This is a genomic window from Clostridium sp. AF23-6LB (assembly GCF_003461085.1).
GTDB lineage: Bacteria > Bacillota > Clostridia > Lachnospirales > Lachnospiraceae > Coprococcus > Coprococcus ammoniilyticus.
Map to the genome: position 1 here is coordinate 166514 of NZ_QTWK01000002.1, position 12360 is coordinate 178873.

General features: G+C 41.5%; 13 protein-coding genes. 3 read left to right on the forward strand and 10 right to left on the reverse strand.

Translation table 11 applies throughout. From position 1 onward, the window contains the following. Positions 1 to 243: 243 nt before the first annotated feature. Together DWY07_RS05235 and DWY07_RS05240 are read left to right on the forward strand one after the other, a co-directional pair. Entirely contained in the window at positions 244 to 1176 is a 933-nt protein-coding gene (locus tag DWY07_RS05235; RefSeq protein WP_021944182.1) for an ABC transporter ATP-binding protein, read from the forward strand. Beyond that, a complete protein-coding gene (locus tag DWY07_RS05240; protein WP_021944181.1) occupies positions 1169 to 1942 on the forward strand; it encodes an ABC transporter permease subunit in 774 nt (257 codons plus the stop codon). The genes DWY07_RS05235 and DWY07_RS05240 overlap by 8 nt, the downstream gene beginning before the upstream one ends. A 69-nt stretch (positions 1943 to 2011) precedes the next feature. Here the strand turns inward: DWY07_RS05240 and DWY07_RS05245 are convergent, their stop codons facing one another. From DWY07_RS05245 to DWY07_RS05255, 3 genes are all read right to left on the reverse strand, one after another. Next, positions 2012 to 2740, reverse strand: a complete 729-nt coding sequence (locus DWY07_RS05245) for a M23 family metallopeptidase (RefSeq protein WP_117784540.1) — start codon at positions 2738 to 2740, stop codon at positions 2012 to 2014. Between the two features lie 217 nt (positions 2741 to 2957). After that, the gene (locus tag DWY07_RS05250; RefSeq protein WP_021944179.1) at positions 2958 to 4070 is read right to left on the reverse strand and encodes a SpoIID/LytB domain-containing protein; all 1113 of its coding nucleotides are present in this window, start codon (positions 4068 to 4070) and stop codon (positions 2958 to 2960) included. A gap of 118 nt (positions 4071 to 4188) precedes the next feature. Next, the gene (locus tag DWY07_RS05255; RefSeq protein ID WP_117822413.1) at positions 4189 to 5250 is read right to left on the reverse strand and encodes a glycoside hydrolase family 5 protein; all 1062 of its coding nucleotides are present in this window, start codon (positions 5248 to 5250) and stop codon (positions 4189 to 4191) included. Between the two features lie 281 nt (positions 5251 to 5531). On the opposite strand from DWY07_RS05255, the gene DWY07_RS05260 reads away from it, so the two are divergent. Then, positions 5532 to 5747, forward strand: a complete 216-nt coding sequence (locus DWY07_RS05260; RefSeq protein ID WP_008402359.1) for a cold-shock protein — start codon at positions 5532 to 5534, stop codon at positions 5745 to 5747. Between the two features lie 470 nt (positions 5748 to 6217). Here the strand turns inward: DWY07_RS05260 and DWY07_RS05265 are convergent, their stop codons facing one another. The 7 genes from DWY07_RS05265 to DWY07_RS05295 form a co-directional block, all read right to left on the reverse strand. Continuing rightward, positions 6218 to 7969 carry a phospho-sugar mutase gene (locus tag DWY07_RS05265; RefSeq protein WP_021944177.1) on the reverse strand — a complete coding sequence of 584 codons (1752 nt, stop codon included), beginning with the start codon at positions 7967 to 7969 and terminating at the stop codon, positions 6218 to 6220. Positions 7970 to 8072: 103 nt separating this feature from the next. Next, positions 8073 to 9059 (reverse strand): hypothetical protein, encoded by a 987-nt coding sequence (locus DWY07_RS05270; RefSeq protein WP_242997308.1) that lies wholly within the window; start codon positions 9057 to 9059, stop codon positions 8073 to 8075. A 118-nt stretch (positions 9060 to 9177) separates the two neighbouring features. After that, positions 9178 to 9495 (reverse strand): type II toxin-antitoxin system RelE/ParE family toxin, encoded by a 318-nt coding sequence (locus tag DWY07_RS05275; protein WP_021944224.1) that lies wholly within the window; start codon positions 9493 to 9495, stop codon positions 9178 to 9180. 2 nt (positions 9496 to 9497) lie between these two features. Continuing rightward, positions 9498 to 9776 carry a type II toxin-antitoxin system Phd/YefM family antitoxin gene (locus tag DWY07_RS05280; RefSeq protein ID WP_008399788.1) on the reverse strand — a complete coding sequence of 93 codons (279 nt, stop codon included), beginning with the start codon at positions 9774 to 9776 and terminating at the stop codon, positions 9498 to 9500. A 31-nt stretch (positions 9777 to 9807) separates the two neighbouring features. Continuing rightward, positions 9808 to 10200, reverse strand: coding sequence for a hypothetical protein (locus DWY07_RS05285; RefSeq protein WP_117822414.1), 393 nt, complete (start codon positions 10198 to 10200; stop codon positions 9808 to 9810). A 349-nt stretch (positions 10201 to 10549) separates the two neighbouring features. After that, the gene (locus tag DWY07_RS05290; protein ID WP_117822415.1) at positions 10550 to 11479 is read right to left on the reverse strand and encodes an acyl-CoA thioester hydrolase/BAAT C-terminal domain-containing protein; all 930 of its coding nucleotides are present in this window, start codon (positions 11477 to 11479) and stop codon (positions 10550 to 10552) included. 86 nt (positions 11480 to 11565) lie between these two features. Next, positions 11566 to 12186 (reverse strand): TetR/AcrR family transcriptional regulator, encoded by a 621-nt coding sequence (locus DWY07_RS05295; RefSeq protein ID WP_117822416.1) that lies wholly within the window; start codon positions 12184 to 12186, stop codon positions 11566 to 11568. Between the last annotated feature and the right edge of the window lie 174 nt (positions 12187 to 12360).

Here is a 12360-nt window from a genome sequence, read left to right on the forward strand (position 1 = left end):
CCATTATATCTTCACTATTTTTTCACTAATTTTCACTATTTTTCATTATGCACTTTCATTAGATGATTCTGTATAATTGTTACCTTGTACCAGCACATATATAAACTTACAAACTGCACATTTTTAATTTTGAAAAAAATTAAAAATGTTTCAACTTGGAGTCTGCTCCATGAATTGACTTTCCTGCGGCAAAACAGTATGCTGATTATAGGAAAATTCGGTTGAATCAGGAGGTGCTGTTCCATGGCAGAAGTCATTGCAAAAGCAACAGATGTAGAAGTAATATACGGTGATAAGCCTGCACTTGATAAGATAAATATGTCCGTGAAAAAGGGCGACATTTATGCTCTGATCGGTAAAAACGGTGCAGGAAAAACGACACTTCTCCGCCTGTTTACCGGACAGAATGCCCCTGATTATGGCAGCATCGAACTTTTTGGAAAGAAAGGTACACATGGGTTAAATGAAGCCCGGAAAAGAACCGGTGCTATCATCGAAACTCCGGCATTTTATCCATTTTTCTCTGCGGAACGCAATCTGGAATATTATCGTATCCAGCGTGGAATCGACGATCCATCCATTGTAGAAACGGTTCTGAAAGAAACGGGACTCTATGAAGCTAAGGATAAGAAATTCAAAAATTTCTCTCTCGGCATGAAGCAGCGTCTGGGAATCGCCCTGTCGCTCATGCACGATCCGGAATTTCTGATCTTAGATGAACCGATCAATGGTCTGGATCCTGCCGGCATCGTCGAGATGCGAAAGCTGATGCTGCGACTAAACAAAGAGAACGGACTCACAATCATCATTTCCTCCCATATTCTATCCGAGCTTGCAAATATGGCAACCTGCTACGGATTCATCGATCATGGTCAGATCTTACAGGAAATGTCTGCTGAAGAACTAGAAGCAAAAGAAAAAAGCTATGTAAAGATGCGTACCAGTAATGGTGAAAAAGCTGCTGAATGTCTTTCAAAAGAGCTCCAACTCGACGCATCCTACAATGCAGATGATGATACCATTTATATTTATTTTGAAAACAACACGGTTTACCCAACTGAGAAGATCAGCCGTTTCTTATTTGAAAAGGGATATGATCTGTACTCACTGGAGATTGTGAAAACCACACTGGAAGATTTCTTTATTGAACTGTTAGGAGGGACAACGATTGAATAATTTCCTCAAAAGCGAATGTTACAAAGTAAGTCATCGGGCTTATCCATATACCCTGCTCATAATCGGAGTGGTCATTGCTATTTTGATCAACGTATCTGTCTGGTATGCCATCCATGTCATCCGAATCCCATTTACGATTGAAGGTGCAGATATTATGAATGCCGGTCTGTATATGATGGCAACGATCGTCTGGTACTGCATTATTTTCACCACCGATATCGGTTTCTCCGGTGAATGGAGAAATAATACGATGAAGAATATCGTGTCATTCGGAACCAGCCGAAACACAATTTTTTTTGGCAAATGTATCGTGAATACACTATTGCTGCTTATCGGAATCGTTGTGGTATCTGCAGCCTATCTGCTGACGAATTACATCTGTTTCCGTCATGATGGAAGTCTGACCGCTTCGGCATATCAGAATTATTTTCTGCGTTTTGTGATCATGCTTCCTATGATCATCGCCGGACAGACAATGGCATCCTCCCTGTGCATGTTCTTCTCCACAGACCTTCTGTGGTGCGGTATCTATGCTGTAGTCGTTGCCCTGCTGCCAAATGGCATCATGCTTTTCTATGCTATTTTCCCGGAAGTAGAAGCACTCCGTATCATCTACACCAATCTTCCTACCGTCTGCCTGACCGCTGTTGCATGGCAGACACTAACCACCAGCCTGATTGTTCACGCTATGGAGATCGCCGCTGTACTTCTGATCCTGCCAACTGTTATTTCCCTGTTGGTGTTCCAGAGGAAGGAGATAAAATAAAAACAGACACACACCCTACCCTGCGGCACGACATGCATCTGTTCTTATACTTTATATGGATTGTTCTGATTATTCCCCTTCGATCAATGATACAGGATCGACCGGTTTGCCATCTTTGGTGATTGCGAAATACAGATTTGTTCCTTCTTTTGAATAATAACGGCTTGGTTCTGCTACAGTGCCGATGGTGCAGCCGGCATCTACCACCTGACCAACGGATACATTGATATCCTTAAGCTGTCCATACATGACTTCATAGCCATTTCCAAGGGATGCCTTTACCACATTTCCAAATTCCGGTGTGCTTGTGATCTCTGTGATCTTACATTTGTAAGCGGCTGATACTTTATCATTTTCGGCTGCTTCCAATACAATACCGGCATTACATTTGTACTGGTTTAATGTCTCGTAGAATACTGTGGTGTCCATGCTGAATGGAATGATCACATTTCCGTTTAGTGGCCACATAAGAGCTGTACTGCCGTCATAATTCAGTTCGATCTGTTCTTCCACCTTGGCAGCATTTGCTCCGGTTTCTACTTCTGAGCTTTTCTCTGTTGTTGCTTCTGTCTTGTCCTCTGCTTTGGCGGTACCGCCAAGTGTTTCCTTTACTGCTTCTGTTGTTCCGAGATTACTTCTGTCTGCGGTTTCTTCTACTGCCTCCGAGCTGACAGCATTTTCATCATCTGACTGGGTTTTCACATTATATAGAGCTACAAGTCCTACAAGTGCCACCATTCCGGCGATCAGGGCAATGTAGAAAATATTTCTCTTAATAACATTCAAAAATTTCTTCATGTTTATCACCTCATGGATATTGTTGCCTGAACTTCCGGATTATATACACAGGCAAATATTTTCCACAAGCTTTTTATTTATATCTTATGCATTTTGTCGTATCCTGCCACCAGCGAAATGAAATGATTTGCAAAGCAACCACTTTTGCAATTCCATCTGTATGCTTTCAAATATCCTTAATATATTGGTAATTATCCTTATATGTTTTCGCGGATATTTAATATGCCGCCCCATCTGCGATCGAAGTTTCCGGGTAATAATATGTGATGATCTCACGATATGTACTGCCCTGATCGGCTTTCCATCCGGCTCCGTACATCGACATTCCAAGGGATGAGCCTTTACCGATCGAGATGATCCGATATCCCTCCTCGACCTGATCGATATGAAAATTTGTCGTTCCAAGTGACAGGGTCTGTGCAAATGTCTCTCCCGTCACGACCGTACCGAATACATTTACCTTTCGGACAAATCCTGATTTCGTCGCCTCAAGCACAGTCAGTGCATCCGCATCCACTGCCTGTTCCTCGTTCTGTGCTGAACCAGCCGTCTCTGATTTGTTTTTTTCACCATCCACGCCGGTCTGACCCAGATTTTCCGATCCGTCGAACGCTTTCCCCTCTCCATTCATGCCAAATTCTTTCTTTATACGAAGCGCACTGTAGATCTTTGTCGATGAGAATTCCGGTGACTGGATATCCTGGCTGCTGTCAACGGATACCAGATATGGAATCGCAGTACCATATAATTCCTCTGCACTGACGGTCACACCGATGCTGACTGCATGACTGACAGGAATAATAAGCCTGCCATCATAAACGATAACCTGTCCCATTGTATCCTTCACAGCCTGATATACCATTTCCATATTCTGCTTATATTCTTTCCCCCATTTTTGCTTTAATTCATCTTTCTCTATCCGGATCTCTTTCAAGTCTCCTTCATTGATGATCTTGCCTCCGCCATTAGCAGTATCCGCCTGATCGTTCATTTCATAATAGATCGCAGTCCGGGTCAGAACTGCCATTGTCTTTGCCATCTCCACATTCCACGACGGATCATACAATCCGGCAAGGACATACAAAATATATTCTTCACAGTCGATCAGCCTGTAATTGCCATTCTGCAGGATACACACATCCCGGCTGCTACTAAGTGCCGCGATCCGTGCATCCGACACATCCCGATAACGCACAAAAAGCCTGGTTCCCACATATGGAATTGCAAATGCTAACAAAACCATGGTGAACCAGGCTAGAATCCTGTTATTTTTCTTCATACCATCACATCCTGTCCTGTCATCATTCCGGAAAAACCCGATTCGCTTCATACGATTTTCCTGTATTATTTATTCTATGATGCACAGGTGCAAAATATGATTGATTCATTATACAAACAGACCATCCGGCTGTTTGCCGATATTACTGTTTATCTCATATACATAATCACTATGCTTTCTTGCCAAGAGCTTTCTTTCTCGCAAGATATTTCTTCTTGATATACTTTCCTGCTGTGGATAAGTCACCTGACTTCCAGCCGGAGGTTTTCTTTGTTGATGGTTTAAGCAAAGATGCCGACTCGTTCTTATTACTGAGGCTCCAACAGAAATAACTGATGTTATATTTGTTAAGCAGCTTCATCCATTTGTCTGCGGATGCCTTGTTAATGGCTCCGTCGCCACTGGCCGGTGATAAACCAAACTCAGATACAATGATCGGAAGCTTCTTCTTTCTTGCATAAGCAACCTTTGCCGGAAGATATTCATTGTGCGCCCACTCACTTGCGTAGAAATGCAGGGAGTACATGATATTCTTATATCCCTTGATTGGGCTGTCTGCAACTTCATTTGACGTTCCATCCGTTCCAAGCTGTGACCAGGTTGGTGTTCCCACGATAATAACTGCTTTCTTGTCGTATTTGCGGATCGTTTTGATAATGTCTGTCGCATAGGATTTGATCTCTTTCCAGCTACAGCCATTTGGCTCATTGCAGATCTCATAAATAACATTTTTATTGTTCTTATATTTCTTTGCCATCGTGGTAAAGAATTTCTTCGCCTGTGACTTGTTCTTATTCGGGTTTCCGTCACTTAAGATATGCCAGTCGATGATCGCATACATACCAAGATCAGTCGCATACCCGACACCTTTATCCACCAGTTTCCGAAGCTTTGCCTGACTTCCGCCACTGCAATAGCCATTGTATTCTTCAGTATACATTGCCAGCCGGATCGCATTCACGCCCCAATCGTCACGGAGTGTCTTGAATGCTTTCTTATTCACATATGGCGATCCGACATCCCAGTTGATTCCATGTGTACTGATACCGCGAAGCTGGAATTTATTTTCCTTACTGTCGACCAGGTCTGCTCCCTTTACAGACAGTCTTCCATGCTTTGCAACCGGTGTTGTAGCTGCCGCTTCCGCCGTTCCATTTCCACCAAATACACAGATTGTAAACAGCATAACAACTGCCATGATCCATGCAATCAGACGTTTTCCCTTTCTCATACGCTCTCCTCCTGTTTTTGCATTTTTCCTGTATTTATAGTATCCTACTTTTCCTTTTCTGCCAAGAACCCATGGATCATTTTTTACCGGATTTGATCATTATTTTTACCTTGTTTTTCTTGACAAATAGGTGCGCCCATACTATTATGAGAGCGTATTCAAGATTAACTATGTAATCGCTTTTAAGCGGACGTATGGATTAAGGTTTTAATCGTATTTCTCTCATAAATGATGCACGTTTTCATTGGGTACAAGCAAGAAATATATAAGGAGGTACCCACATGAACAACGGTACAGTAAAATGGTTTAACGCAGAAAAAGGTTATGGATTTATCTCAAACAATGATGGAAGCGGAGATGTATTCGTTCATTTCTCAGCTATCCAGGGTGAAGGATATAAGACACTTGTTGAAGGTCAGCAGGTTACATTCGACACAGAGGAAGATCCTAAGGGTGGTTCAAGAACAAGAGCTACTAACGTTGTAATCGTTAAATAATTTTCTACTTTGAATAAAAAGGCTGAGGCTCTATATCAATTTATTCCGCAGAACACTTTCGTTCGAACAGGTCTGCTTCATAAATTATATAGAGCCTCAGTCTTTTATTAAGTTTTTCTTTTATTATTTCTCTAAGATATCGATATCTAACATTTACAGATCAAGGCTATTTTCATTTTGATATTTTAGGGACATTGTGCCCTTCTTTTTTAACAGAAAACACAGGGATTGCCCCTGTACAGACCATAAGCCCCATTATAATATGACATCAACGAAGGTTCCGTCGTGAAATGCATATTGCCAGTAAATACGAGCGCTTGTCTGAGCCAACGTTTAGTTGGCGAGTTAGCGCAGGAGTATTTACGAATCAGGCATATGCATTGAACAGAAACCGTAGCGAGTCATTTATAATGGGGCTTATAGTCTGTACAGGGGCAATTCCTGTGTTTTATATTTAAATTAAGCTTTTATTATTTCTCTAAGATATCATAGATCAGATCCATGATCTTGTCGCCTGCTTCTGCGGACATCTTCTGAGCCTCATCATATGAGCTGCCCTTGATTCCATAGTAGAACTTGATCTTTGGCTCTGTACCGGATGGTCTTACTGCAAGCCATGCATCATTCTCTAATTCATAGTAGAGAACATTTGAGTTCGGCATACCGGTCTTAACAGTTTCGCCTGTCTCAAGGTTCTTGATCGTCTCCAGACGGTAGTCACGGACAACCTTTGTCTTATATCCGGCGATCTCTGCCGGTGTATTGTCACGAAGTACATTCATGATGTGTCCGATCTTCTTGGAACCTTCTACTCCCTTCAGAGTTACAGTCTTGATATCATCTACATAGTAGCCGTATTTCTCATACATATCCATCATAACATCCCATAAAGTCTTACCCTGTCCTTTATAGAATGCAGCAGCTTCGCAAAGTGCCATTGTTGCTACGATGGCATCCTTATCTCTTGCATGTGTTCCGATCAGACAGCCGTAGCTCTCTTCGAAACCAAAGAGGTAAGTTCCCTTTCCTTCCTGCTCGAAACGTAAGATCTCACGTCCGATGTTCTTGAAACCTGTGAAGCACTCGATCAGGTCTGTATTGTAATATTTTGCGATCGCATCAACCATATTTGTTGTAACGATCGTCTTAATGATTGCACCGTCCTCCGGCAGTTTGCCATCGCGTGCTTTCATCTGACTTACTTCATATTCACACAGAAGGCTTCCTGACATGTTACCGGTAAATACCTTATATTCGCCTGTCTTGGAATCCTTTGCATATACACCAAGTCTGTCTGCATCCGGGTCAGTTGCAAGAACGAGGTCTGCATCTACTTTCTTTGCAAGATCAAGAGCAAGGGCAAATGCTTCCTTTGCTTCCGGATTTGGGTAATCAACTGTTGGGAAGTTACCATCCGGAAGTTCCTGTTCCGGAACAACATATACATTTTCAAATCCAAGATCAGAAAGAATTCTTCTTGCAGGAATATTTCCGGTACCATGAAGTGGGGTATATACGATCTTCAGATCCTTACCATATTTATCAATAGCATCCTGATGAAGAACCAGCTTCTTCAGTTCGCCCATATATGCATCATCAACTTCTGCACCGATCGTTACCAAAAGTCCTGCTTTGATCGCATCGATCATTTCCATTGTCTTGGTATCTGCAAAATCTGTAATGGCCTTAACCTCTGCCATGATTCCCGTATCATGTGGAGGTGTGATCTGCGCACCGTCTTCCCAGTATACTTTATAACCATTGTACTCCGGTGGATTGTGGCTGGCTGTTACATTAATACCTGCTACACAGTCCAGATAGCGAACTGCAAATGACAGCTCCGGTGTCGGACGTAAAGACTCGAATCTGTATGCCTTGATTCCATTTGCTGCAAGACATAATGCTGCTTCCATGGAAAACTCCGGTGACATTCTTCTGGAATCATATGCAATAGCAACACCCTTATCCTGTTTGCCCTGCTTGATGATATAATTTGCAAGACCCTGTGTTGCTTTACGGACAACGTACTTGTTCATTCTGTTTGTTCCGGCACCGATAATACCACGAAGTCCGGCAGTACCAAATACCAGATCACAGTAGAATCTTTCTTCTATCTCTTTTGGATCATCCTTGATTGAAAGAAGTTCATCCTTGGTCTCCTGACCAAATAACGGATTGTTGACCCACTGCTCATATACTTCCATATAATTGCGTTCGCTCATTTTAATATTTCCTCCTGTGCGTTCCTTTAAAACATTACACTTAATATATTTCCTAAATCCCAAAGTTAGATTTTCTCACACATGACATTATACATTCAAATTCCTAACTTGTGAACCCATAATGATTGCAAAAATCACTTAAAAATTTCTGCTTTTCTTGTTCATCTGTTATAAGTTTACTAAGTTTTTCAAGATTTGCAGGGGAAATCCAGCATTTTCTGGAGTTCATATAACGATTGCTGACCTTCCAGAACTTCTCCGGATAACTATATAATATGTAGATATATCGATAATCTTCTCCGGTAAGCGGCAGGATACGATCGTATTCTTCTATGATCTTCACCGCCATATTGAAGTTATAATTATTCTTTTCCATGACCTTCCGGATGAACTGATATAAGTCGATCAACTGATATCCGACATGAAACCGGTCGAAATTCACAGTCGCCAGATACCCACCGCAAAATAACACACTATGGTAATTATATGCTCCATGGCAATATCCGATATGCCCGGCAATATTTGTCCGGTCGCAGGCATCCATCATCGCCTGGCAGTCGATTGCCTGTCTGTAAAATGCGTCATACGCTTCTATATATAAGAGCTCAAAATCATTCTTCGTCGGACGCTTTGAGATAAAGCTCCGGATTTTTTTCATTTCCTGCGTTTTTCGTCTGAAGTTGCCCGGCTCACGGTACGCATACGTTCTCCCCTCTTTTGCATACAGCTCACGCCCCCGGATATGAAATATCGCAAGATTTGCAGCCGCCTGATTCAGATCGCAGATACTTCCGGGATTACATTCCCGTCCCTCAAAATATTCCCGCATCACATATGGATTCCCGTAGCGGTCGCAGGTGATCAGCTCTCCTTCCCGGTTCGGCACGCAACGGTCAATATGGTGAAATCCTGTCTCATACAGATTTTCCTTAAATTCCCGTTCCTGCTCCAGCCGCTCCTCGCTGCCGTCAAATGGAGATATCTGCCTGATTCCCTGATCCGTTTTCAGGATCATAGATCCCCGGCCTCTGACGGCACCCAGTATTTCCATGTCATATGCTTCGTAGACTTCACTCATTTTCTCAGACAAAAAATCCCCTCCTTGAATTGTCTTCATACTTTGTATGAATCGGAAATCCCGATAAGTAATTGTATGAGGGAACCTTCAAATTCATTCTTAATTTCTGTCCAGAAAATTTGCGCACTTTCTATAATCCACGTATTATATTCAAATAGTCTTGTCTGCCATCCACTACCGCATATACAATAACCGTTTTCTTCTCTTCATTAATTTTATAAAAAACCAGATCCTTTTTTAGTATAAGGACTTTATATCCTTGTCGTTTAAGAACAAGGTATCTTGGATCTGTTCCAATATATGGATCATTTCCAAGTTCAAGAATTTTTTTCTCTATATAATCAAGTTGTTCCAAAGCTACTTCATTGCCAAAATTCTGAGCTATATATAAAATTATTTTTCTGATCCCTGCATCCGCAGTATCAGTTCGTATTACCTCATATTCCATACTTAGCCCTCCTGAAGCATTCTACGCAAATCATCAAATGTTTCAGTTATCGGTGCAACACGATTATTTTTTATATCATCCTCTGCCTCAGCTAATATTTCAAGTAACTCTATACGAGCTTTCATATTTTTATATTCTTCATATGAGAGGGCTACCGTATCACCTCTGCCATTTACTGTAATAATTACCGCTTCTTTATTTTCCTTACATTGTTTTGAAATATCATTATAATGGTTTCTTAAATCAGCCGATGGTCTGATTGATTCCTTTAATGTTAACATAAAAACCACCTCCGTTTATATTATATGCAAATTATATCATAATATGTCTATTTGTCCAATGTGTTTTACTGCCTGCAGGATTTCTTCGTTTCTTCGTTTTCCGAAATCGAACAAACCCATACGAATATACAGCAATGATAAATCCGTAGATCAATAAGAGCGGAATGCTCAATGATCTCTTTCCATTTATTACTTCAACAACATGGATAACCGGACAGATGATCAGCACTCCCCATAAGACCAGTGATAACGCTTTCGATATCCAGCGAACACCTCCATGCCAGACCGGATCTCCCGGAAATACAACATCGCCTGTAAATTCTGATATGTCCTCCACCAATTCTTCCACAACTGCAAAACGCACACCTTTTTCTTCTTCCTGATATACATAATTCAGATAAGCATCCATTTGCGTCTCTGACATATCCAAATTCTCCTCAGCAAAAAGCATCTGGCATAAATGAAGGGAACCATTCAGGTTATTATCTTGCTTACTATCTTGTTCACTTATCTCTTGACGAAATACGATTTCCAGTATAGTGTTATCAGACAAGCATCCCCTGCTTATCGCAAAGATATTTGTCGGCTACGAGGCAGAACTCTGTGAAATGACAAAAACAGGAATGATGCTTTACTCTACCTCATTCCTGTTCTGTGGATTTAATATATTTGGTTCGGGCTTCTTCACTGGTCTTAACAATGGTGTTATCTCAGCTTGTAACCCTTATTATCACTGTGACCTTCCTGGTAAAAAACAAGAGCAAATACGGATATTAATCCGCTGTCCACTCCTTTAACGCTGCGGACAGTCTGCGGTCAATATCTTTTCTGGTTGCCTCACATTCCTTTGGATAATCTTTTGCAGCCTTAAAGACAAATTTCAATACAAATTTGAGTCCAACCGGAAGTGCGATCCGAAGCAAAGTTTCCGGCAATACAAAGTGAGTACCATGTTCATAAACAAGAGCATCGTATTCACATGTATGTGGATGTTCCTTCAAACGCTGATCCATACGGCGGACATATTTGCCAGCCTCCCAGAAGCTGTCATCATCCGCACCGATCAGGAATAAGCGGCCTTTTATATTCTCAACCTTTACCATTTCTTCCTCTGTATGCGATCTTGCCTTTTCCGAATCTATAAACAAGCAGGTCGACCGTGTGATATCACCGGAGCCTTTTGTTTCTTCCTCAATCTTCTGCCAATACACCGGATGTTCATAGACAAATGGCATATAAGGCAGCGGCTTTCCCTGCCATGAAAGTGTGGATGCATTCGGTATCGGCCATTCCTTACAGCCATCCTTTTCTCCCTGTTCAAATCCCTGCCATACAAAATCACTGGCAGTAAGCCCAATCGTCATCGTAATATCCGGGAAATAAGATGCTGCAACGATCGCATCCATTCCGGCCGTGCTCATCCCCATAATACCGATTTTCCGGTTTCCATGATCCTGTAACCACTTTATTGCGGTCTGAATTCTTTCCAGCGGATTATTGACATGACTGTAATTTTTTCTGCCCGGAGATACACACATAGCATTTACACCCTGTCTGTGAAGCCATTTTGCTCCACATTTCGCCATATAATCATTCGGATCATCCCCAAATAATCCGATCACGGCACAATCCGCCCCTTTGGGATTTTCGTAACACGTTCCATAAAATCCATCTTTTTCGTTTTCAAAAAATTGTTTTTTCATGTTGTTCTCCTGTCTCTAACACAAGTTAGTATATTCTAACGTCCATGGACAGTATACTCTAAATGACTGCCAGATTCCACACTTTCTTACATTTTCTTATCATATTCATCTGCAATACAATATCGGCAGATCAGATCCGTAAGCGCATCGATGACTTTTTCTTTATCATAGTCATTTTCATAGAAAGTCACCTCATGCACAACGGACTCCAATGCACATTGAAGAATCAGGGATGTGGTCTTAAGATCAGAGATTCTGAGCATTTGTTTATTCGTCTCAAGCAGTGAGAAAAATGTCCGAAATGCACCCGCGCGCGCCCTTGCTTCCAGTTCGTGCAAGTCATCATACTGCAGGGACAAGGCGGATATCTCCTTCTGGAATGCTGTCATGTATTCATGATTATGTAGGATCAGAGCAACGTATCTTCTGACAAATTCCCGTGGAGAGGTGAACCCGGACACATCAATGACCATAATCTCCTGCAAAGACTCATTATAAAGATCTGTGATCAATTCCTCATATAACGACTTTTTATCAACAAAATAGCTGTAAAATGTACCGATCGACACATTTGCTTTCTTTGCGATTTCATTGCTGCTGGTGTTATGAAACCCTTTTGTCGAGAACAGCTCGACCGCCGCTTTCTTCAGTGCTTCTTTTTTCTCAATACTTCTTTTCTGTTTTGGGATACGAATTTCTTCCGGCATGTGTTACTCCTTTATGTAAAAAACAATTCCGTTCATATAGTTTTACTGTTTCCAGTATAAGCATATAAAAAAATAAAGTCAATAAAACATGAGTATATACTCACATTTCTATTGACAGCAAAATCCCGGCGTGATATTCTACAGCCATACATAATATGAGTTATAACTCACATT

What these genes read in the sequence shown, in the direction of transcription:
- DWY07_RS05280 (WP_008399788.1), bottom strand. Translation starts at nt 9,776, where the DNA reads ATGTTAACATTAAAGGAATCAATCAGACCATCGGCTGATTTAAGAAAC.
- DWY07_RS05290 (WP_117822415.1), bottom strand. Translation starts at nt 11,479, where the DNA reads ATGAAAAAACAATTTTTTGAAAACGAAAAAGATGGATTTTATGGAACG.
- DWY07_RS05265 (WP_021944177.1), bottom strand. Translation starts at nt 7,969, where the DNA reads ATGAGCGAACGCAATTATATGGAAGTATATGAGCAGTGGGTCAACAAT.
- DWY07_RS05275 (WP_021944224.1), bottom strand. Translation starts at nt 9,495, where the DNA reads ATGGAATATGAGGTAATACGAACTGATACTGCGGATGCAGGGATCAGA.
- DWY07_RS05295 (WP_117822416.1), bottom strand. Translation starts at nt 12,186, where the DNA reads ATGCCGGAAGAAATTCGTATCCCAAAACAGAAAAGAAGTATTGAGAAA.
- DWY07_RS05285 (WP_117822414.1), bottom strand. Translation starts at nt 10,200, where the DNA reads ATGTCAGAGACGCAAATGGATGCTTATCTGAATTATGTATATCAGGAA.
- DWY07_RS05235 (WP_021944182.1), top strand. Translation starts at nt 244, where the DNA reads ATGGCAGAAGTCATTGCAAAAGCAACAGATGTAGAAGTAATATACGGT.
- DWY07_RS05250 (WP_021944179.1), bottom strand. Translation starts at nt 4,070, where the DNA reads ATGAAGCGAATCGGGTTTTTCCGGAATGATGACAGGACAGGATGTGAT.
- DWY07_RS05245 (WP_117784540.1), bottom strand. Translation starts at nt 2,740, where the DNA reads ATGAAGAAATTTTTGAATGTTATTAAGAGAAATATTTTCTACATTGCC.
- DWY07_RS05255 (WP_117822413.1), bottom strand. Translation starts at nt 5,250, where the DNA reads ATGAGAAAGGGAAAACGTCTGATTGCATGGATCATGGCAGTTGTTATG.
- DWY07_RS05260 (WP_008402359.1), top strand. Translation starts at nt 5,532, where the DNA reads ATGAACAACGGTACAGTAAAATGGTTTAACGCAGAAAAAGGTTATGGA.